At 29.6% G+C, this 22,190-nt stretch carries 25 protein-coding genes; 18 read left to right on the forward strand and 7 right to left on the reverse strand.

The features are described 5' to 3' along the window. The first annotated feature begins 34 nt into the window (after nucleotides 1-34). Nucleotides 35-523, forward strand: a complete 489-nt coding sequence (locus tag E1I18_RS02555; protein ID WP_141484035.1) for a hypothetical protein — start codon at nucleotides 35-37, stop codon at nucleotides 521-523. A gap of 48 nt (nucleotides 524-571) precedes the next feature. After that, the gene (locus E1I18_RS02560) at nucleotides 572-1,099 is read left to right on the forward strand and encodes a coiled-coil domain-containing protein (RefSeq protein WP_141484036.1); all 528 of its coding nucleotides are present in this window, start codon (nucleotides 572-574) and stop codon (nucleotides 1,097-1,099) included. 18 nt (nucleotides 1,100-1,117) lie between these two features. On the opposite strand, the gene E1I18_RS02565 is transcribed toward E1I18_RS02560, so the two are convergent. The 4 genes from E1I18_RS02565 to secY form a co-directional block, all read right to left on the reverse strand. Continuing rightward, the gene (locus tag E1I18_RS02565) at nucleotides 1,118-1,948 is read right to left on the reverse strand and encodes a DUF5378 family protein (protein WP_141484037.1); all 831 of its coding nucleotides are present in this window, start codon (nucleotides 1,946-1,948) and stop codon (nucleotides 1,118-1,120) included. A 74-nt stretch (nucleotides 1,949-2,022) separates the two neighbouring features. Continuing rightward, on the reverse strand, nucleotides 2,023-3,429 hold the full coding sequence (locus E1I18_RS02570; RefSeq protein WP_141484038.1) for a hypothetical protein: 1,407 nt from the start codon (nucleotides 3,427-3,429) through the stop codon (nucleotides 2,023-2,025). A 70-nt stretch (nucleotides 3,430-3,499) separates the two neighbouring features. Further along, nucleotides 3,500-4,156 carry an adenylate kinase family protein gene (locus E1I18_RS02575; RefSeq protein WP_235888479.1) on the reverse strand — a complete coding sequence of 219 codons (657 nt, stop codon included), beginning with the start codon at nucleotides 4,154-4,156 and terminating at the stop codon, nucleotides 3,500-3,502. Then, entirely contained in the window at nucleotides 4,150-5,628 is a 1,479-nt protein-coding gene (gene secY / locus E1I18_RS02580; protein WP_141484039.1) for a preprotein translocase subunit SecY, read from the reverse strand. Before secY ends, E1I18_RS02575 begins: the two co-directional genes overlap by 7 nt. A 363-nt stretch (nucleotides 5,629-5,991) precedes the next feature. Here secY and E1I18_RS02585 point away from each other — a divergent pair, with 363 nt between their 5' ends. From E1I18_RS02585 to E1I18_RS02610, 6 genes are all read left to right on the forward strand, one after another. Continuing rightward, a complete protein-coding gene (locus E1I18_RS02585; RefSeq protein WP_141484040.1) occupies nucleotides 5,992-6,789 on the forward strand; it encodes an energy-coupling factor transporter ATPase in 798 nt (265 codons plus the stop codon). Then, nucleotides 6,780-7,757 carry an energy-coupling factor transporter ATPase gene (locus E1I18_RS02590; RefSeq protein WP_141484041.1) on the forward strand — a complete coding sequence of 326 codons (978 nt, stop codon included), beginning with the start codon at nucleotides 6,780-6,782 and terminating at the stop codon, nucleotides 7,755-7,757. Before E1I18_RS02585 ends, E1I18_RS02590 begins: the two co-directional genes overlap by 10 nt. Beyond that, nucleotides 7,757-8,638, forward strand: coding sequence for an energy-coupling factor transporter transmembrane component T family protein (locus tag E1I18_RS02595; RefSeq protein ID WP_141484042.1), 882 nt, complete (start codon nucleotides 7,757-7,759; stop codon nucleotides 8,636-8,638). Before E1I18_RS02590 ends, E1I18_RS02595 begins: the two co-directional genes overlap by 1 nt. A gap of 54 nt (nucleotides 8,639-8,692) precedes the next feature. Then, nucleotides 8,693-10,666 carry an NAD-dependent DNA ligase LigA gene (gene ligA, locus E1I18_RS02600; RefSeq protein ID WP_141484043.1) on the forward strand — a complete coding sequence of 658 codons (1,974 nt, stop codon included), beginning with the start codon at nucleotides 8,693-8,695 and terminating at the stop codon, nucleotides 10,664-10,666. A gap of 8 nt (nucleotides 10,667-10,674) precedes the next feature. Further along, entirely contained in the window at nucleotides 10,675-11,424 is a 750-nt protein-coding gene (tpiA, locus tag E1I18_RS02605) for a triose-phosphate isomerase (RefSeq protein ID WP_141484044.1), read from the forward strand. A 146-nt stretch (nucleotides 11,425-11,570) separates the two neighbouring features. After that, on the forward strand, nucleotides 11,571-12,755 hold the full coding sequence (locus E1I18_RS02610) for a phosphoglycerate kinase (RefSeq protein WP_141484045.1): 1,185 nt from the start codon (nucleotides 11,571-11,573) through the stop codon (nucleotides 12,753-12,755). A gap of 66 nt (nucleotides 12,756-12,821) precedes the next feature. Here the strand turns inward: E1I18_RS02610 and E1I18_RS02615 are convergent, their stop codons facing one another. After that, nucleotides 12,822-13,181, reverse strand: a complete 360-nt coding sequence (locus tag E1I18_RS02615) for a PTS transporter subunit EIIB (protein WP_170218525.1) — start codon at nucleotides 13,179-13,181, stop codon at nucleotides 12,822-12,824. A 62-nt stretch (nucleotides 13,182-13,243) separates the two neighbouring features. Here E1I18_RS02615 and trpS point away from each other — a divergent pair, with 62 nt between their 5' ends. Then, nucleotides 13,244-14,236 carry a tryptophan--tRNA ligase gene (trpS, locus tag E1I18_RS02620; protein ID WP_141484047.1) on the forward strand — a complete coding sequence of 331 codons (993 nt, stop codon included), beginning with the start codon at nucleotides 13,244-13,246 and terminating at the stop codon, nucleotides 14,234-14,236. A 9-nt stretch (nucleotides 14,237-14,245) separates the two neighbouring features. After that, nucleotides 14,246-15,994 (forward strand): threonine--tRNA ligase, encoded by a 1,749-nt coding sequence (thrS, locus tag E1I18_RS02625; RefSeq protein WP_141484048.1) that lies wholly within the window; start codon nucleotides 14,246-14,248, stop codon nucleotides 15,992-15,994. 33 nt (nucleotides 15,995-16,027) lie between these two features. On the opposite strand, the gene E1I18_RS02630 is transcribed toward thrS, so the two are convergent. After that, entirely contained in the window at nucleotides 16,028-16,246 is a 219-nt protein-coding gene (locus tag E1I18_RS02630) for a hypothetical protein (protein WP_141484049.1), read from the reverse strand. Between the two features lie 185 nt (nucleotides 16,247-16,431). Between E1I18_RS02630 and E1I18_RS03825 the strand changes: the two genes are divergently transcribed. After that, nucleotides 16,432-16,566 (forward strand): hypothetical protein, encoded by a 135-nt coding sequence (locus E1I18_RS03825; RefSeq protein ID WP_268926451.1) that lies wholly within the window; start codon nucleotides 16,432-16,434, stop codon nucleotides 16,564-16,566. Between the two features lie 18 nt (nucleotides 16,567-16,584). Here the strand turns inward: E1I18_RS03825 and E1I18_RS02635 are convergent, their stop codons facing one another. After that, nucleotides 16,585-17,985, reverse strand: coding sequence for an IdeS/Mac family cysteine endopeptidase (locus E1I18_RS02635; protein ID WP_235888480.1), 1,401 nt, complete (start codon nucleotides 17,983-17,985; stop codon nucleotides 16,585-16,587). A 529-nt stretch (nucleotides 17,986-18,514) separates the two neighbouring features. Between E1I18_RS02635 and map the strand changes: the two genes are divergently transcribed. The 7 genes from map to rplQ are packed head-to-tail and all read left to right on the forward strand — an operon-like array spanning nucleotide 18,515 to nucleotide 21,803. After that, nucleotides 18,515-19,264: a type I methionyl aminopeptidase gene (gene map, locus E1I18_RS02640; RefSeq protein ID WP_141484051.1), complete on the forward strand. Its 750-nt coding sequence runs from the start codon at nucleotides 18,515-18,517 to the stop codon at nucleotides 19,262-19,264. Beyond that, nucleotides 19,265-19,480: a translation initiation factor IF-1 gene (gene infA / locus E1I18_RS02645; RefSeq protein ID WP_141484052.1), complete on the forward strand. Its 216-nt coding sequence runs from the start codon at nucleotides 19,265-19,267 to the stop codon at nucleotides 19,478-19,480. 9 nt (nucleotides 19,481-19,489) lie between these two features. After that, entirely contained in the window at nucleotides 19,490-19,603 is a 114-nt protein-coding gene (rpmJ, locus tag E1I18_RS02650; RefSeq protein ID WP_029608718.1) for a 50S ribosomal protein L36, read from the forward strand. An 8-nt stretch (nucleotides 19,604-19,611) separates the two neighbouring features. Further along, nucleotides 19,612-19,977 (forward strand): 30S ribosomal protein S13, encoded by a 366-nt coding sequence (gene rpsM, locus E1I18_RS02655; protein WP_141484053.1) that lies wholly within the window; start codon nucleotides 19,612-19,614, stop codon nucleotides 19,975-19,977. Nucleotides 19,978-19,993: 16 nt separating this feature from the next. Beyond that, entirely contained in the window at nucleotides 19,994-20,395 is a 402-nt protein-coding gene (rpsK, locus tag E1I18_RS02660) for a 30S ribosomal protein S11 (RefSeq protein WP_141484054.1), read from the forward strand. A gap of 24 nt (nucleotides 20,396-20,419) precedes the next feature. After that, nucleotides 20,420-21,439 (forward strand): DNA-directed RNA polymerase subunit alpha, encoded by a 1,020-nt coding sequence (locus tag E1I18_RS02665; protein WP_141484055.1) that lies wholly within the window; start codon nucleotides 20,420-20,422, stop codon nucleotides 21,437-21,439. Between the two features lies 1 nt (nucleotide 21,440). After that, on the forward strand, nucleotides 21,441-21,803 hold the full coding sequence (gene rplQ, locus E1I18_RS02670) for a 50S ribosomal protein L17 (protein WP_141484056.1): 363 nt from the start codon (nucleotides 21,441-21,443) through the stop codon (nucleotides 21,801-21,803). The last annotated feature ends 387 nt before the right edge of the window (nucleotides 21,804-22,190 follow it).

The raw sequence follows: 22,190 nt of genomic DNA on the forward strand, positions 1-22,190 counted from the left end.
AAACGCGCTTTTTACTTAAAGGAGGCTTAATTTTATGAAGAAAAAATTAGTACTTATCTCAACATCATTGTTGAGTTCAATTCCGCTTACAGTAGCAGTATCATGCTCAAACGACAATAATAAAAAACCAGGCGATAAAACCGAAGATACTATGAAACCTGGTGATAAAAAAGAAGATACAATGAAGCCTGGTGATAAAAATGAAGATAGCAAAAAACCAAAAATATCTCCTGAACAGCAAAAACTACTTAATAAAATAGGTGAACTAGAAAAAAATTTAGTTTATGCTAAAGAAGAGTTATCAAAAGAAAAAGCTTTATTTTATTACAAATTTTTAAGTTCACAAAGTAAAACAGATGAACAAGAAAGCGAATCTATTGAAGATCTAAAAAACGAAATTGAATCATTATATGATGTTATTGATGATTTTAATAAGCACGAAGATCTTAAAAATTGAGTCGATTTAGTGTATAACGCATATTTAATATTGTTCGAAAAACAAGAACTTCTTGACGATTTATAAAATAGTATTGATATCGAAAAAGAATATAATGAATATTTATCTTCACATATGTTATTGAGAAATGAGTTGAAAGAGTATCAAGATCAAATCAATGTATTAAATATGAAAGATAAAAAAACTGAAGATGAAGTTCAAGAGTTAGAAAACATTATCAAAATTAAAGAAGACTTGCAGGACTATTTAAATATTTTAGAAATATATTCAGAATTTAAACCAGTACAAACTCAAGATGCATTAGATTGAGACAAGGAACTTAAAGAATTTGAAAACAATCCTAACGCTCTCCATCAATTAAATGACGAAGTTAAGTCATTTCAAGATGAAATTGATGCATTAAACCAAAAAACCGATAAGTCAGATGAAGACAATGAACAATTAAAAACAATTCAAGAGGCAAAATCTAATTTAGAAGAATTTATTATTGCACTTGAAGTTTATAAAGATTATAAAAATTCACTAGAAACTGATAGTGATCGTGATTGACAATCTCTTTTAGATAGCATCAAAGCATCTCAACAAGCAATTGAAGAATTAACACAAGATATTGCTAAATTAAAACAACAACTACAACAATAACAATACAAAAAAAACACACTAAATACTCATTTTTGTGTGTTTTTTGTTTAAAAATCGTAATAGATATACACGCAATATTCAACTCGATACAATCAGAATATAGACAACACTAAAGCTAATTATCATTATTCAAGGGAATGAAATTTTATTGTTTACTAGAGAACTAACCCCGCTATATTCGCCTATACCAATTCAATCATATTCTCTTACACCGCTAATAAAATAGGTTACATTGAATTGATAAGTCATTAAATTAACATATGAGTAGAATAAAAATGCTACAAGATGCAGTCAAATAAGTTCCTTAAGCTGAGGAGTTTTATTTCGACGAAGCACTAATATGCCAAAAACAGTTAAATATCAGTGCATAAAGAAATAAAGTGGATTTAGTTGCGAACCTACAAAAAAGTAGTGAGCATTTATCACCTGATCAGGTTCGCTAAAAGGGATAAAATTAATACTAATTGCACCACCAAATATACAAAAAGGAGCAATGTATGAACTCAATTTTCCTTTAGTATCAAATATTGAAAACAATGATAATAAAAGCGACATAAAGGGGCACATATCAAGTAATAATGCTCTTGATATTTTTAATGAATGCTCGTATTGGTCATTAATGTTGTTTGTTAAATTGGTATTCTTGATATAGTCAAAAAATATTCTTCAATCATTTCAAAAACGAAAATAAATTAAATAAACAAAAAAGAAAATTCCACTTAGTTGTCAAAGCAAAAACTTTAAGTGTGTTTTGTGTTTGCTTAGTTTCAAAAGTACTGAATTTTGAGTATTTTTAACTCATATTGTTGTTATTTTAGGTATATAAGTGTACAAAATATTACTAATCACAATGCTTAAAATTGTGATTAGTAATATTAAAAAATAAGATTGATTAAATTGAAATAATTCGTTTGACATGTTATTTAGTTGATTGGTGGATAAAATATATTATTTTCGTAATCGAATAAGAATTCATCCATTTCTTGAGATAATAAAATTATTTTTTTTCATAGACTGCTATCTTGCATTAATTTTAGATTGATTTCTTTAGGTTGACTATCATCATTATTATTGAGATCCTTGTTTATATTATTAATAACTTCATGAGCATCCTTAATAATTCCAGAAGCAAGGAACTTTTTAGGGTGATAAAGTTTAAATTCTGCAACACGTTCTTTTGCTTCCTTAATCTTTTCTAATTTAGTCATAAAATTGTTAAGTAGCGAAATATGTTTGAGTGCAAATTTTACCAATTTATCTTTTTGTTTATATATATCAATTAAATAATTAAAATCTGATACATTATTTATTTTTAATGGTGCTTCTAAATATTTTTTGAATGTGTTGTTTTGATCATTGCTAAGTTTGTAAAATCGTTCATCGAGTTTTCTTCTTATGTTTTGATAATCAGAACCTAATTTTTTGACATATTTGTCAAGTAAACTATTCAATGTATTTTTTAGTTTGTTTATCTGAATTTCATAATTTTTTGAGGCGAATACAAATAAATTATCAAGTTCGAATGTAGGACTTTTTCATGTAAGTAGTTTTCTTGCATCATTAATAATTTTATTTATATTGAGAAATGTTTCTTTATCTTGTGTGCTTTGATAAAAATCTAAATTACTTATGCTTTTAGCATTAGCATTATATTGTTCAATAATTTTGTCTATTGAGTGTAGAAGATTTCAACGCTGTAAATATTCGTTTGATATTTGAGTCAATTCTTGCTTTTTTAAGTTAATTTTGCTTATAAGAGTGTTTATCTTGCTTTTTTGTGATAAATGTGAGATAGTTGAGACATCATTGTTTATTTTTGAGACTTCTTCATCAACAAATGTTCTGATATTTGAGTCTTGGTGGTAATTATTGATTCTTGCACGTTCTAATTGTAAATTAGTGAAAACATAGTGTAATTGTTCAATGTTTTTTTGTTTGTCATTGTATTCTTGCAATTTAGAATTGATTTTAATAGTTTCGTTGACTATGTCGTTTTTAGTAGCATTTAATTCAGATAGTGGCTTGTTTGCGTCTAATTTGTCTTTTAAATCATTTATTTTTTGCTCATATGATTCAATTAAGTTTTTAAATTCTGTATTAATGTTCTTGCTGTTTGCAAAAAGGTTTTGATAAATACTAATAAATTTTTTTATTTCTTTATGTTCTTGGTTGTCTTTATTGGTGTGTTCGATTTTTTGATTTTGGTTTTTATCTACTTTAGAAGTTTGGGAATCTTGCTTAGGTTGTTTTTGGACGTTGCATGAAACTGCACTAAAAGGTATTAGCAAACCTGTCAATGGTGCTGTTAATATCTTCTTTATATTTTTCATAGGCATATTGTATATGTATTATTTTATTTTTTTTGAAAAAAAGTAAAAAAAATGGCTTTTAGAAGGCCATTTAATTGATTTTTGATAATAAGTCCTGAGCTATCTGATCTGCATTTCCATTCGCATCAACAGGAATTATTCTTCCATTAGATTCGTAGAAATCTAGTAGTGGTTGAGTAGACTCATTATAAATTGCTTGACGAACTTTAATAGATTCAATAGAGTCATCAACACGTGTAAATAAGGTTGCTCCGTCTTTTTCGCATTTGTCACCTAATTTTGAAGGCATATATTCAATGTGGTAACCTGTGTTGCATTTAGGACAAAATCTTCGTCCTGAAAGACGTTTGAGAATTAAGCCTTCATCAGCATATAGTGAAACTACAACATAATTAAAACCTTCAATTGAATCAAGGAATTGAGCTTGATTTATTGTGCGAGGATAACCATCAAGAATAACTTTTTGATTTTGCGCCATTAATTCTATTAATTTGTTTTTTACTATTTCATTTGTTATTTCATCAGGCACATATTGACCAGATTTAACGATTTGACTTACTTTAAGACCTAATGGACTTTGTTTTGCAATCTCTTCTCTAAAGATTGAACCGGTTGAAAGGTGAATGTAGTCATTATTTTTAGCAATAACTGAAGCAACGGTTCCTTTTCCTACGCCTGGAGGACCCATAAAAACTAAGTTTAATTTAGAATTTTTTAAATCTATCATAATAATCCATCTCCAATGTTTGTGTTTTTTCTTTGTTTTTTGTTTTCAGGACCTTGTTCTGAGTAGTTTTTATCAAATGATATTTGGTCACTAACCTGACGTGATAATTGTTTTTGTTTAGCAAAATGAGTAGTTTTTAGTCTTGCTTTAAATTGATCAATAGTTTCTAGCGCTACTGAAACCAAAATCATTACACTTGTACCACCAAATGAAATTACAGCCGGTCAGCTCAATATAATAATTTGAAGATATTGGAATGAGGCGAGCAAAATTAAGTAAAATGCACTGAATGTTGAAAGTCTTAAAACAGTTGCGAATAAATAGTCTTCTGTTTGTTCTCCTGGACGAATTCCGGGGATAAATGTTGAATTTTTAGCAAAATCTTCACTAATTTTATCTATTTTTGATTGTTGAATACCCATTAAATAACTAAAGAAGAATGTGATTACAACTAGCAATGAAAGACCAAGAGGCGATGTGAATTGTAAATTTTCATTAATTCATGCTTTTGCAGTATTTGAAGAAGGCAAAATTCGAGCAATCATAATCGGGAATGAAATAACCATTGTTGAGAAAATGATAGGCATTATTCCACCAGGATTTGCTTTAATTGGTAATTTACCCATTTCTTTAGCATTTCTTGAACGTCCTGCACCAGTTTGTTGTATTGGTATATGTCTTTCTGAATTATAAACAAGGCCAACAACAAACAATGTTAAACAAAACACAAAGAGATAAACTACAAATTTAAGCGTTCCAATGAATAATGTAGCATTTGTTGAACCAATAAAGAATGTAATTGCTTGTCTAAATTGGTTTGGTAATGAGAAAGTCATACCAATAAAGATAATTAATGAAGTACCATTACCAATTCCTTTATCTGTAACTTGTTCAGCTATAAATAAAGAGAATAATGAACCAGCCACTAAAATCATAGGGACAATTAAAAATGTTGTTATTTCAAGAGCTTTAGGCCCTGCATATGCAGGTAAAATTTCAATAAATGGATTTTCGCCTGAACCTAATGATTGAGATAGCAGTATTGCTTGTGGAAATGCAATGATTAGGGTTAAAATTCTTGTCATTACATTGAGTTTTCTTCTTCCTTGCGGACCTGATTGTGTTAGTTTGTGGATTGCTGGAAAAAGTCTTGTTTGTAGTAATGACATAATCAAGGAAGCATTAATAAAAGGACTAATTCCTAGTGAGGCTAGCGAGAAGTTTCTAAGACCCCCTCCACCTAAAAGATTGAGCGTATTAAAAAATGTGTCTTGTTGTATTAAATCTTGTTGCTTAATTTGTACAAATGGTGCACCAATTGTAGTCATCACAACATAGATTGCTAAAAAACTTAGTGTAAACAATAATTTTTTAGTAATGTTTTTGTTTTCTCAAAAACTTCTTCACCGATGAGACAACGCATACCAAAACTTTGATATACCATATCCAATATTGCTAAAAAATCGCTTCATGGTTTCCTTTCATAAAATAATATTTTTATTATACTATTTATTTATATTTAAATAGAAATTAGACAAAAAAATACACTTCATTTCACAGTATGTATTATTCAGTAAAATAATTTGTTTAAATAAATAATTTTGATTTTGTCAAAATATACTCAAAAACGTGTATTTTGGTAAAAAATACAGCAAAATAGAAGCACTCAAATTGATTGAACAGTGTTTCAGATTATATGTGAATTAGTTTTATACGGTTTTTTTTACCTTTATACACATTTTTGAGTACTTTACGTAAAAAAATATACTCAATAAACTCAAAAAAATATAAGTATATCTATAATATTCAAATATTATAATATAATAAAAAGCATTATGATAAAAGTAAATGACTTAGTTTTCAAATATCCAGGTGCTGACAAGAATGCAATTGATGGAATTTCTTTCGAGATTCCTGCAGGAAAATATGTAGCAATTTTAGGACATAATGGTTCTGGTAAATCTACATTATCTAAATTGCTTGTTGCATTGTACAAACCATTATCAGGAACTATTGAGATAAATGGCACAGAAATTTCTGCCAAAACAATTCGTCAAATTCGCTCAAAAATAGGAATTATTTTTCAAAATCCTGACAACCAATTTGTTGGTGCGTCTGTTGAAGATGATATTGCATTTGGTCTTGAAAATAAACAAGTACCACAACCTCAAATGCGACCAATCATTGAAGATATGGCCAAAAAAGTTGGTATGGAAGAATTTCTAACTAAAGAACCTCATTTACTTTCTGGAGGTCAAAAACAACGAGTTGCAATTGCTTCAGTATTGGCCTTAGATTTAGACGTAATAATATTTGATGAAGTTACATCTATGCTTGATCCTTTAGGAAAATCACAAGTTTTGCAATTAATTAGAGACATTCAAGCAAAAAAAGAAAAAACTCTAATTTCAATAACTCACGATATGGATGAGGCCATATTAGCTGATTATTGTATTGTTTTTTCACAAGGTAAAATAATTGCTCAAGGTGAACCAAGTGAAATTTTAAGTAACAAAGAAATTGTTGATATTGCAAAAATCGATTCGCCATTTATATACAAGTTGAGTCAAAAAATCAAAGGTGTCAAACCTACATATAGCGAGCAAGAACTAATGGAGCAAATATGCAAATAAAAATTAATAATTTAACTCACACATATGCACCAAAAACACGAACCGAGTTCACCGCAATTAAAGACATAAATTTAACGATTTCTGAAGGCGAATTTATTGCAGTTATTGGTCAAACAGGTTGTGGAAAATCAACATTAATTGAACATTTAAATGCTCTTTTATTACCTTCGAGAGGTTCAATTGAGTGAAAATGAATTAATTCAAAGTATGATAAAAAAACAAAAAAATATATTTCATACGATGACTATCTTGAACTAAAAGCTAGTTGATTTATTGAAAAAAGATTGAAAAATGGCTCAACAACACAAGTTTTAAAAATTAAAAAACTGCGAAGAGTTAAAAGAGCCAAACAATTAAGAAAACACGTAGCAATAGCCTTCCAATTTGCTGAATATCAACTTTTTGAAGAAACTATTGAAAAAGACATTATGTTTGGTCCACTTTCTTTTGGTGTTGATAAAGAAGAAGCAAAATTACGTGCCAAAAAATATTTAAATTTGTGTGGTTTAGATGATTCGTATTTGAAAAAATCTCCTTTCGGTCTTTCAGGTGGTCAAAAACGTCGTGTAGCATTAGCAGGAATTCTAGCAATTGAACCTGACATTATTGTTGCTGATGAACCAACAGCTGGCCTTGATCCTGTTGGCGTGCAAGAAATTTTATCTATTTTTAAAACTCTTCACGAATTAGGAAAAACTGTTGTGATAGTTACTCATGATCTTGATAATGTTTTGCAAATTGCTCAACGTGTGATTGTTATGAATGCTGGTCAAATTGTTAAAGACGATAGCACATACAAAGCTTTAAAGGATGCAAAATTTTTACAAGACAATAAGCTTCAAGCACCAAAATTATTGGATTTTGTGGCTAAACTTGAACAAAAAGGTTGAAAAGTTCCACAAGTTCAAACAATTGATGAACTAGCAGATTATATTTCAAGTAGAATTAATCAACAAGGAGGTGAGTAATGAATTCAATTATTGGTACTTATATTAATGATGATACATTCGTTCACCGTCTTGATCCGCGTATTAAATTAGTTGCTAACATTGGTTATATTGTTGCAACATTTGTTGCAATTCACTTTACAACACTATTTTATTTATTTGTTCCATTGGTTATTCTATATATCATTGGGACAAAAAATGTTGTTGGTGTTTTTAAATTGTTGAAAATGCCTTTAATTATTGGCTGCATAATATTTTTCATTAATCTTTACACAATGAAAATTACTGATGAAACTCGCGATATTTACCGAGTTTGATGATACATATTTGGTTCGCAAACGTATGCATTAAGTTGAGGTGTTGTTGCTCGAACACTTTCACTCATTATACGTATTTATATTATGATAATGGCCACCACATTATTTGTTAGCACAACTAAACCAATTTTATTAACAAAAGCATTAGAAGATTTAATGCTACCACTCAAAATACTGTTTATACCAACACACATTATTGCAATGGTTATATCAGTTGCTTTGCGTTTTATTCCAACATTGCTTATTGAAACAAAAAGAATAATGAAAGCTCAAGCCTCTAGAGGTGTTGATTTCAAAAATGGACGTATAAAAGATAAAGTAAAAGCATTCACAACGCTTATAATTCCACTTTTTTCAACGTCATTTGCTAAAGCCGAAGATCTTTCAAACGCAATGGAAACCAGAGGTTATGATCCTTATGCAAAACGAACAAGATATAGAAAACTTGTTCCAACTTGAAGAGATGCAATTGTTTCAATTGTTTTAGTCGGATTGCTTGTTGTTACATATTTATTTAAATATGACGTATTTAAAATAGCAAACTCAGCAAATTGGATTGAACTAACAAGCTTTAAAAATTTTTAAGGTTTGTTTTTTATTTCAATAAAACTACACAGAAATACTGAAAAAAGGGGTGTTATGAAAAAAAGAATTTATGAGCTTACTGAACTTATTAACAAGTGAAATTATGAGTATTTTATTGAGAATAATCCAAGCGTATCAGACCTTGAGTATGACAAAGCACTTAAAGAATTAGAAGAACTTGAAGCTAAATTTCCACAATTTAAACATCCAAATTCGCCAACAAATCAAGTTGGTGCTGGTCGTTCAATATTTAGCAGTAAGTTTAGTAAAGTTGTACACAAAATACCTATGCTTTCTCTTGCAAAAGCCTACAATTTTGATGAGATAACTAAATTTATAGAAAATATTAATAAAATTGTGCCTGCTGAACAAATTGATTTTTGTTTGGAACCTAAAATTGATGGTTTAAGTATTGCTTTGCATTATAAAAACGGATATTTAATTCAAGCTTTGACACGTGGTGATGGAGTTGAAGGTGAGGATGTTACTGAGAATATTTTACAGATATCTTCTATACCAAAAATCATTGATTATTTAGCAGATCTTGAAGTTCGTGGTGAAGTGTTTATGCCTAAGGCAAATTTTTACGAATTAAATAGAAAAATGAGTGTTTTGGGCGAAAAAGTTTTTTCAAATCCGCGTAATGCAGCCAGTGGAACATTGCGTCAATTAGATGCAAATATTGTTGCACAAAGAGGCTTAAAATCATATCTTTATGAATTAGTAGAACCACAAAAACACAATATCACGAGCCAAAAACAAGCATTACAATTCATCTCTTCGCTCAATATTCCAACTAATCCTAATTGAAAAATTGTAGAAGTTGAAGAACTCGAAGATGAAATCGAAAACTTTGCTGAAATAAAACAAAATTTAGACTATGATGCAGATGGACTAGTCATAAAATTGAATAATTTATCATACTGAGATAAATTAGGTAAAACTGCAAAATTTCCTAAACACTCAATTGCATTTAAATACGATGTAGAATCGGCAATATCAAAAATTCTTAAAATTACTTCAACAGTAGGTCGAACAGGGAAAATTACCTATGTTGCTCAAGTTGAACCAGTAGAACTAAACCAAACAATTGTAAAATTCGCAACATTGCATAATTACAATTTTATTGAGCAAATGAAAATTAATATTGGTGACGATGTAAAAATGATAAAAGCTGGTGAAATTATTCCAATAGTTATTGAATTAGCACTCAAAAACAGTGAATTTGTGTTTCCTAAAGTTATAAATTGTCCTAGTTGCAATTGTAAATTAGTTGAATTAGAGGGCTTTATTGATCAATGATGTATAAATGAAAATTGTCCAGAAATGAAGATAAATAAAATTTTTCATTTTGCTTCACGCAAATCACTCAATATTGTAGGACTAGGTTTAAGCACTGTTAAAGACTTATTCCGTGAAGGTTTATTGTGTGATATTCAAGATATTTTTACACTTAAGCAACACAAAGACAAGATTATGCAACTCAGTCGTTATGGAGAAACAAAAACAACGAAATTATTAAAAAATATTGAAAATTCAATCAATAGTGAACTATCTAAAGTTTTATTTGCGCTAGGAATTAAACATATTGGTGCTCGTGCATCTAAATTAATAAGTAAAAACTATAATAATTTTACCGATTTGATTGCAGATAACAACTTATCTAAATTACAAAATATTGATAATATAGGTCCTAAAATACTAGATTCATTGAACAATTGACTAAGTGAAACAAAAAATCGCGAACTTATTCTTTATTTTGATGCAATTTTTAAATACAAAAATGTTAATTTGCACAAAAGTAATGTATTAGAAGGCTTAACTTTTGTTATTAGCGGAAAATTGAACAATTCCAGAGATTATTATGTAAAATTAATTGAGCAAAATGGTGGAAATGTTTCTAGTTCTGTATCATCAAAAACTTCATATTTATTATGCGGCGAAGATGCAGGAAGCAAGAAACAAAAAGCAAGCGAATTAAACATAAAAATTATTGATGAAGAAGAATTTACAAAATTGTTAAGCTAGGAGTAAAAATGAACAAAATTATTATTGCTAACTGAAAAATGAATAAAACATTTGGTGAAAGTGCAAAATGATTTGAAAAATTTAATGTTGAATACAAAAAAAGAATAAAATCAAGCCTTTTATATCGTCAAGCAGTCGAAGCAAACGAAATAGGAATTGCTTTACCACCAATTAATTTAGCAGCTCACGTAGCATTTAATAAGATTGACAATTTGCTTTTAGTTGCACAAGATGTTTCACAATTTCATGCAGGGGCCTATACAGGCGATATTTCTGCTGAAATGTTGAGTGAATTTGATATTAAATATGTAATTGTCGGCCACTCTGAACGCAGAAAATATCATTATGAGACATCACAAGATGTAAACGAAAAAGCAAAAGCTGCACTCGAATATGGTATTACTCCTTTAATTTGTTTTGGCGAAACTCTTGAAGAATATCAACAAGGACGCTCAAAAGAAGTTGTTCGAGATAAAATATTAGCCTCTTCAAAAGACTTAGATTTAAGTAAAGTCGTAATTTCATATGAACCAATTTGAGCCATGGGTACAGGTCATTCTGCATCTCGTGAGTTTTTAAATGAAATGGCCAACTACATTCGCTCAATTACTTCTCCTGATACTCGAATCATCTATGGTGGTTCAGTAAATGCAAGCAACATCAAAGAATTAGCAAAGATCAAAGAAATAGATGGTTTTTTAATTGGTAAGGCAACTTTAGAGCTTGAAACATTTTTGGATGTTATAGCAGTTGAATAATTTTGTTTTTACCTAAAAGTACTCAAAAACGTGTAAATAAGGAAAAAAATATATGCAATTTTCTATGGTAATAATTGCATATATTTTTTTATATCTCAATAACAACTTCTACCAATTTTATATAATAAAGACACTAAGGAGATGTTATGAAAAAAACAATAAGAGACATAGATCTAAACAATAAAAAAGTAATAATTCGTGTGGACTTTAATGTACCAATCAAAAACGGAATTATTCAATCAAATGAACGAATTGTTGCAGCATTAGACACAATTAAATATGCAATTGATAATAACGCAAAAGTTATACTTCTTTCTCACTTAAGCAGAATCAAAACTGAAGAAGATAAGGCATCAAAATCACTTAAACCTGTAGCATTAGAATTAGAAAAACTATTGAATCATAAAGTTATTTTTGTTCCTTTTACAAGTGGTGAAGGACTAAAAAAAGCAGTTGATGCAATGCAAAATAAAGATGTAGTTTTAGTCGAAAATACACGTTTTGAAGACTTAAACGAAAAAGCTGAAAGCAAAAATGCTTCATGATTAGCAGATCAATGAGCTGCTCTTGGTGATGTATTTATTAATGATGCATTTGCTACAGCACACCGTTCTCATGCATCAAATGTTGGTATCAGTTCAAGAATTGCTGAAACTGGTGTAGGTTTTCTTGTTGAAAAAGAACTTAAAGCATTCGATGATGCATTTAGCAAAGACACAAAACCATTTTTAGCAATCGTTGGTGGTGCTAAAGTTAAAGATAAAATCTCATATTTAACAAAATTAAGTACAAAAGCCGATGAAATCCTTATCGGTGGTGCTATGGCTTATACATTCTTGAAAGCTAAAGGAATTGAAATTGGTAAATCACTTGTTGAAGACGAGTACATTGAATTTGCTAAAGAATTAATGGAAAAATCTACTGCTCAATTTATAATTCCACAAGATCACGCAATGGTAAATAACTTCGAAGACACAACTTGAACATACTCAAATTCATTCGATATTGATAAAGATAAAATGGGTATTGATGTTGGTCCTAAAACTATTAAACTTTATGAAAAACACATTGCAAATGCTAAATTAATTTACTGAAATGGTCCTTTAGGAGTGTTTGAAAAAGAATTTGGTGAAGCAGGAACTAAAGCAATAGGTCTTGCATTAGCGTCTTCTCAAGCATACACAATTATTGGTGGCGGAGACACAATTTCAGCTAGTGAAAAATTCAATTTTAAAGATAAAATTAATCACGTTTCTACAGGTGGAGGAGCTAGTCAAGAATACTTACTTGAACATCATCTTCCAGCAATCGATGCAATACAAGATAAATAATCAAAAATAAGCAAAAATCAGTATTTTGCTTATTTTTGTTATTCATTTTTGTAATTTTTGTCAATTTTACTTATTAAATTTATCAACATAAGCTTGTGAATATACACCACAAATTAAACTAACTTTTTCACTAGAAATTAATGCACCAGAAGCTATTTTTGAATCTAGAATTGCTTGTTGATTTACTAATTTTGCATTATTGATTTTAACATTTAATTTAGAACCACTAGCTTGCATTGAAACAACATTTTCAATACCGCCTAAAAGTTCAATCAACTCATTAAATTTACCTTCAGAAACGCTTGTTGATTTAGTTCCCTGAACCAATGCTTGTTGATGTTTATTCACTCTTCATCAATGCAATCAACAGAATCCTAGAGTAAATATTGTCAATAAAAAAACTTTGATTTTGTCTTTAGTAGTCATAAAATAATTATACATTTAAATAACTAATATATAATTTTAATAATTTTTGATTAGAGGAATATATGAAACAAAGATTAATAAGCGGAATAAAACCAACTGGCGATTTAACGTTAGGAAATTACATTGGAGCATTGAAAAATTTTGTCAAAATGCAAGATGATTATGATGCATATTATTTTGTTGCGGACTTACATGGACTAACTACTGGTAGCGTAAATCCAATTGAAAACAAGAAGGCACGTGAAGAAATAGTTGCAATGTACATTGCATGTGGACTTGATCCAAACAAAGCAAACATTTTTTATCAATCACAAATTTTTGAACACGCCTATGCACAATGACTGATGACAAGCGAAGTTTCTTTAGGTGAGTTAAACAGAATGACTCAATTTAAAGACAAAAGTATAAAAATGATGCGTCAAGACAACGGTACTGAAAAAATCCCTGTTGGTTTATTGATGTATCCTGTCTTGATGGCTGCTGATATTTTGATTTATAACGCGGATGTTGTACCTATTGGAGAAGATCAAAGTCAACATATGGAACTTACACGTACAATTGCATCAAGACTCAACAAAAATTACAAAACAAATTTCAAATTACCTAAAGGCATAATTCCACCAGTAGGCGCTCGAGTAAAATCATTGAGTGATCCAAGCGTAAAAATGTCAAAAAGCGACAAAAGTTCAAAGGGAACAATTTACTTACACGATGATCCAGATGTTGCATACAAAAAAATAATGAAATCAGTTACCGATTCAGAGAATAAGGTTTATATTGCAGAGCATAAATTAGGAGTTGTTAATTTACTCAATATTTATGCAGCTTTGTGTGACATTTCTCTTGAACAAGCTGAACAAAAATTCAAGGAAGCTAACTATGTTGAGTTTAAAACAGCAGTTGCACAAGTAGTCAAAGATGAGTTGATAAAAATTCAAGCAAACTATCAAAATGCTAAACAAAATATTGAACAAATCACTGCAAAAGGTGCAGAAAATGCAAAAATGATTTGTGGTCCAATAGTTGCGGATTTAGCTAAAAAAATGGGTTTTTAGGAGTTAAAAATGAAAATTAACGCAGACAAATTATTAAATCATACATGCTCACATCTTTTAGGAGCAGCAGTAGAACAATTATATAAAAACGTGAAATTAGGTTTTGGACCCGCTACTGATGAAGGTTTTTATTATGATTTTGAATTTGAGCAACCTTTAAGCGACCAAGAGTTAAACAAAATTGAACGATTGATGAAAAAGCTAGCTTCACGTAATTTAGTTACTGTTCAAATTGATGAAAGTGAATACGATTTTAGCAATAAACCATACAAAAAAGAACTTTATGATGAACTTAAAGCGCGTGGTGAAAAAATAACTTTTTATGCATTGCAAGATCCTCTAAACAAGGAATATGTTTTTAAAGATCTTTGTGCAGGTGGACACATTGAAAATACAAAGAAACTAAAACATTTCAAACTTTTATCATTGGCCGGTGCATATTGAAGAGGTAATTCGGATAATATTCAACTAACTCGAATTTATGGAACAGCATGAGAAAGTGCAAGTGAATTAGAAGCTTATTTAGCAATATTAAAAGATAGAAAAGAAAGAGATCATCGTAAAATAGGTAAAGACCTCAAAATTTTTGCAATGCATCCTTTAACTGGTCAAGGTTTTCCTATTTGACTTGAAGATGGAATGTATATCCATAATGAAATTAAAAATTTAGTACTCAAAATGGACCGTAAATACGGTTTTACAGAAGTCCTTACTCCACATTTTGGAAATGAAGAACTTTATCGAATTTCAGGTCACCTAGCTCACTATAAAGATGATATGTTCGCACCTTTAATTGTTGAAAAAGAACGTTTAATACCTCGTCCAATGACTTGTCCTCACCACAATATTTGCTATGGTCTTGAAAAACGTTCATATAGAGACTTACCAATTCGTTACTCAGAACAGTCGCAATTATATAGATATGAAAAATCTGGAGCACTAACTGGTCTAGAACGTGTACGTGGAATGCTTTTAACCGAAGGACACTTGTATGTTCGTGAAGATCAAATTTTCGAAGAAATTGTACATATGTACAAACAAATTAAAGAAACTCTCAATATCTTCAAAATAGAAATAAGCTACATTTCCCTTTCATTAAGAGATCCAGAAGACAAAGAAAAATATTTTGACGATGAGCAAATGTGAAATAAAAGTGAAAAAATGCTTAAAGATGCTCTTGATTCACTTGGTGTTGAGTATAAAGTTATGCAAGGTGAAGCTGCATTCTATGGTCCAAAAATTGACATTCAAATACACACTGCCTTAGGTCATGAAATTACAGTAGCAACAATTCAACTCGACTTCTTGCAACCTTCAAAATTCAATCTAACATACACTGATGCAAGCGGTGCTGATGCTCGTCCAGTTATGATTCACAGAGGATTGATTGGTACTTATGAACGTTTTGTTGCAATTTTACTTGAACAATCAAAAGGTGTTCTTCCTTTCTGAATTGCACCTAAACAACTTACAATTATTCCAGTCAACTTAGACAAAAATATTGAATATGCACAAGAAATAAAAAATGTTTTGCACGAGTTAAATTTCAGAGTAAAAATCGATGATCGTGATGAAAGACTCAACAAAAAAATTCGTGATGCACAAACTTCAAAATCTAAAATTCAGTTAATTTTAGGTGATAATGAGCAAAATGACAAAACCATTTCATTTAGAGAATATGGACAAGATAAAACCTCAACTCTTCCTTTATCTGAATTTATTCTCTTAATTACAACCAAACGTCAAAAATATGAATAAAACTAGCAAATATTCACCTTTATGAGCAGTTTTTTACATTTCAATAACACAAGTTCTTCCTTTTGTATTATTTTGAAGCCGTTCAACAAATGACTTTTTAAATCAAACCATTACCAATGTAAGTATAATAATTAGTGTTCCAATTTGTATTGGTTTAGCAACAATTTTGTGCTGTATTTTATTAATTTGATTAAAACTTTTACCTTTCAAAAGCATTAATTTTGTTGTTCCTTTCGCGCTACTTTTTAACATAATAATACTCACTTCCTTATCATCTTTACACTTAACATGAAGGCTTTTAATTGCTTTTGCAACCACAGTAATTATGAGTATTTCAATGAATTTATTGACTGCTCGTATTGATTTTGGACTTTATATTTCTCAAAAAAATAAATTAAAAAAAGTCAAAGAAAATAAGTAATTTATTGAAATATCATATGTTGGTTAACGAAAATAATGTCGTTTATCTTGCTGAAGCATATGAAACACAAGATACTGATGAAATAATCACAAAAATGTTCAATTTACCACTTAATTCTGCTTCAAGCAATGAACAAAAAAACAACTTATAAATAAGATAAGTTGTTTTTTTATTGCTTTTTATCAATCTTTTTGAAATAATCCTGTCAAAATGAAGTACCTAGACCAAATGTGTAAATATCTAGCGCTTCAGTCTCATTATTCTTTTTAGCACCTATATAAATCTTATCTTTTGCTGCATTAAAGTCTACTTTATAACGTTTTATAGCAAGTCTTTTCTCTATACCATTTTCTTTAAATTTTGCAAACGGGTCATCAGAATCTGTTACATAGATAGCCTTCAAAATACCATCTTTATCAAAATCAGCACCTCAAATATTGATGATGTGATTTACAACTACTGAACCATAAGTATGTGAAATTCCTAACGGTGTGTTAGATAAAATTTCTTTTTTTAGTTTATCACTCAAATATTTTGCATCTGAACCGTTTCTAAAAGAATATTTATTTGAAAGAATATTGCTTCCAAAAACATCTTTAAAGAAGCCTTTTCAATTAGCATCTTCTCTTCAATCTCTTGGATTGTTTTGTATTTGTGACTTACCACCTTTACGAAAATATCGATATCCATTAATTAATTCATCAAATAATTTAAAGGGAGTAACAAAACCTTTTCCAGTTCTTTTATCTGCTTCACCACCATAATCACTTTTAATTCATTCGAATAATTTACTATCATCTCTGTATGTTTTTATGCCATCGCCGCCTTGACGCTCTATAAATATATTTAAGTTTCTAAAATCAATTGTTATATCACTAGTTGAATTTTTAAATGAAATTACACCTTTTTTGTCATCTATGCTTAAATACTTATCTAAATATTCTTTATTTTGAATACTTCAATAATGCAAAGCATTTACAACAACAATAGCACCACAAAGAAAATTATCTCCACGTCCAAATTCTTTATTTATATCAAATCAGCCTTCATCACGATTGTTGTGTCCATATACTCATGTATCAATTTCGTCATTTTCATCAATAAAGTGTGTAAATTCACTGAAATTTGGCTTTACATCTTTTAAAAATAATGTCTTAACTACACCTTCTTTTTCAAGAAATTTACCTAAATTTGTATTTTTTATTTCCTTAGTTCTATTATTTAAACGATCATTCTGTGGTTCTAATTTTCTGTCTTCAGTTAAAGGCGGTTTTGTATTGTCTTTATTGTTATTTTTTATACCTGGAGTCAGTTTTAATGCATCAATAATCTCTTTTTGTTGCTCACTATTACCTTGTTTTATACCTGGAGTTAGTTTCAATGCATCGATAATCTCTTTTTGTTGCTCACTATTACCTTGTTTTATACCCGGAGTTAGTTTTAATGCATCAATAATATCTTTTTGATTTGAATTAGTTTCTTTATCAACACAAGACACAGCAGTCGATGTCGTTGACAACGAAATGATTGGAACTGCTATATTTAATATTAATTTACATTTTTTGTTCACTACATTCACCTCAATAAATCTTTAACTAAATATACATTAAAATTTCAAAACTTATGATTGCAACATAAAAATTTACTTAGAAATTTGCAAAAAATTAGTTTTTATTGATAAAAAATGTGGAAAAAATCACTTTTTGCTTTTTTTAACTTGATAAATTAATTCATAATATGCTTCTTCATGAATATTTAATTCTGAAGCTTTATCAGCAATTTTAATATCAAAAATCAATCACAAAATTGTAATTATTTTGTTTTTATTTGTTTATGAATTATTAATAAAGACAAAATATTATTATTTAAAATAATACAAAATTATACTTTTTTTTGTTGGCTTCTAAAAAATGTTTTATGTGCAGAATTTTACCAATATACACATTTTTGAGTACTTTAAGACTTTTATAACAATAAAAAAATACAAATTTTGATTTTTCCCAAGAATGAACATATTAAAAATGAAAAAAACACATTACAAAATAATTTTTTATGTTAAAATTTAAATGTTATTTTTATAACATATTAAGGAAGGCAAGATGATTCACATTAAAAATGAATTAGAGATTACTAATATCACAAAATCTTGCCAAATCCTGGCAGAAGTTAAACAAGTAATTTATGACTCTATAAGACCAGGTGTTTCATTAAAAGAACTGGATTCAATAGCTTTTAATGAAATAAAAAAAAGAGGTGCTAAACCCGCATTTTTAGGTTTATATGGCTTTCCGGCCACAATGTGCATCTCTGTGAATGAAGAATTGATCCATGGTATTCCAAGTGAGTACAAATTAAAAGAAGGCGATATTGTCTCTTGTGATTTAGGTTGTATTTACAAAGGAATGAATAGCGATAGCGCTTTCACTAAAGGCGTAGGAAAAATATCGCACAGTGACCAAAAATTAATTGATGTTGCTAAAGAAGCTTTTGAAGCTGGTGTAAAAGCAATTAAACCAGGTGCGAGAGTTAGCGACATTTCATATGCAGTTGGTCAAGTAATTAAAAAAAATAAACTTTATACCCCGTCGGAATATTGCGGACATGGTATTGGTTATAATCTGCATGAAGATCCAAATGTTTTTAATGATGGAGTTCCTGGAAAAGGACCTTTATTAAAAGACGGTATGGTTTTATGCATTGAACCAATGGTTATGCAAAAAAACGCTCGAATCAAAGTGCTTAGTGATGGTTGAACTGTTGTTAGCGCTAGCGGTTTGAACAATTCACATTATGAGCACACAGTTTTGATTCGTAATGGCAAGGGTGTTATATTGACGAAAGGAATTTAAATGGCAAAAGATGCTATTAAATTTAAAGCAATAGTTAAACAAGCCTTTTCAACCGACGAGTATGAAGTCGAACTAGAAAATGGTGTAGTAATTAAAGCTCATATTTCAGGCAAAATGCGTGTTAATCACATAAGAATATTGCCTGGTGATTCAGTGGATGTAGAAATTAGTCCATATAACTTACAACTAGGAAGAATTATTTACAGACACAAGTAAGGAGAAAACATGAAAGTAAGAGCTAGTGTAAAAAGAATGTGCAAAGATTGTCGTGTTATCAAACGTAGAGGAATTATCAGAATCATCTGTGTCCAACCAAAACACAAACAAAGACAAGGATAGGAATATAAATGGCTAGAATTTTAAACATTGAAATACCAAACAATAAACGTGTAGTTGTTTCATTAACCTACATTTACGGAATTGGTCCAAGCATTGCAAAAGAAATACTTGCAAAAGCAAAAATCGACGAAAACATTAGAGTAAAAGACTTAACTGAAGAACAATTATCAGCTATCCGTGAAGCTGCTAGAGACTATCAAACTGAAGGTGATTTACACCGTGAAGTATCATTAAACATTAAACGTTTAATGGAAATCAAATGCTACCGTGGTATGAGACACCGTAAAGGTCTACCTGTAAGAGGTCAATCAACAAAATCAAATGCTCGTACACGTAAAGGTCCTAGAAAAACAGTCGCAGGTAAGAAAAAATAATTAGAAGGAGTAAATAATGGCTACAAATACAAAAGTTAAAAAAACTAAAAAAAGATTAGTAGTTAATGGTATCGCACACATTCACTCAACTAACCAAAACACAATTGTTACCTTCACTGACGAACAAGGAAACGTAGTTGCATGATCTTCATCAGGGGCTATTGGTTATAAAGGTTCTAAGAAAAAAACACCTTATGCTGCAGGTTTAGCCGCTCAAGCTGCTACCGAATCAGCTAAAGAACGTGGAATGAAATCAGTTAGAGTTGAACTTAAAGGTTTAGGTGCTGGTAAAGATGCTGCACGTAAACAAATTGAAGTTTCAGGTATCACAGTTACTGAAATTAAGGATGTTACACCTGTACCACATAACGGTACAAGACCTCCAAAACGTGTTCTTAAACGCGAAAAAATGAGATAGTTAAACCTAAGGAGATAAATTAATATGGAAAAAATGGCCAAATTAAGCTACACACAAGTTGAAACTATTAATTCAAGTGCTAAAGATATTAATACAACAACTTTTGCAATTAAACCTCTTGAAAGAGGTTTTGGTCAAACAATTGCAGTACCTCTAAGAAGAGTTTTATTATCAAATATCACATCATTAGCGATGTTTGCTATAAAAGTTGAGGGTGTAGAACATGAATTTGAAAACATTAATGGTGTAGTTGAAGATGTTACATCATTAATTATGAATTTACGTAAAGTTAGATTCCAATACAAACCTGAATTAGTTGGTGATGATGAAATAATTAAAGTTGTCTTGAAAGCTGATCAACCTGGAAGCGTGACTTCAAGAAACTTAGAAATCGTTAACTCAAACATTGAAATTACATCTAAATCAGTTCATATCGCTACTATAAGTGCAAAAGGTTCATTACATTTAGAAATGTTCCTAAAAGCTGGTAGAGGATATGTTTCAAGTGACAAAAACAAAAAATTTGTAAGTTCTACAAACTTTTTAAGTCGTATTCAATCAAGCATCAAAAAAGGTGCAATTATAGCTACAGATTCAAATTTTAGTCCAATTGAAAATGTAAGTTATAGTGTTTCAGAACTAAACTCTGCATCACACGACATTGAAGAAAAATTAGAATTCAACATAACAACAGATGGAACTGTAGGAGCAAAACAAGTTATTCAACAAGCATGTGAAATCCTAGTAGCTCACTTTAAAGTTATTGGAAATGTTGATGAAATGGCACTTGAAAATGTTTTCAAAAACGATGTAAAAGAAAAAGAAATTGAAAAAGAAGAAAACGATTTAGATATCAACCAACTAAACTTATCAGTTCGTTCATTGAACGCTCTAAGAAGAATTGGAAAAGTAACTTTATCTCAAGTTGCTGAAATGACATATGAACAACTTGAAAATACAAAAAACTTAGGTAAAAAATCTCTAGATGAAATTGTCGCAAAACTAAAAGAATATGATTACGAATTAAGCAAAGGAGATGAATAAAATGGCAAATCCAACACAAATTTACAGTCGTGATACAAAATGAAGAAAAGGTGTGATGCGTACATTGGTTAGCGAATTATTCGCACATGGTCGTATCACTACAACTTTAACTCGTGCTAAAGAACTACGTCGTCATGCTGAAAAATTAATAACAAAAGCAAAAAAACCAACACTTGCAAATCGTCGTGCAGTTGCTGCTGTTCTTCGTCCAACTCTTGTTAATAAAGAACAAAACGTTTTAAAATACTTATTCGACACAATTGCGCCTAAATATGCTACAAGAAACGGTGGATACACACGTATTTATAAACTTGTTGCTCGTCAAGGTGACTCTGCACAAATGGCTATTATTGAACTAGTTTAATTCCTTTATTCTTTAATTACTATACTCAAAAATGACCTTATAGGTCATTTTTTTTAACTCAAAACTAAATGAATATAACATTTACACTATTAATGTATACTTATAATAATATGTCAAAAAATAATAAGTTATTTTCACTTGAACACTTTTTCAAATACAATCTCGCAAGTCAAAAAACTATTCAAATTCCTTCATTGCATTTAAACAAAAAGAGTTTAACCTGCGTTTCCCACTTTAAGTATAAAAGTAGAGCCCTCTGTGGCTCTATATTTTTATTTATAAAAATATAAAAATATATATTTTTTATACTTATATACTTAAATGTGGTATAATTAATATATGAAAGTTAAAAAAGAATTGGTTTCAAGACAATGAAGAGTTTCAAAT

It is taken from the genome of Mycoplasmopsis mucosicanis, assembly GCF_006546935.1.
Classification (GTDB): Bacteria; Bacillota_I; Bacilli_A; order Mycoplasmatales; family Metamycoplasmataceae; genus Mycoplasmopsis; species Mycoplasmopsis mucosicanis.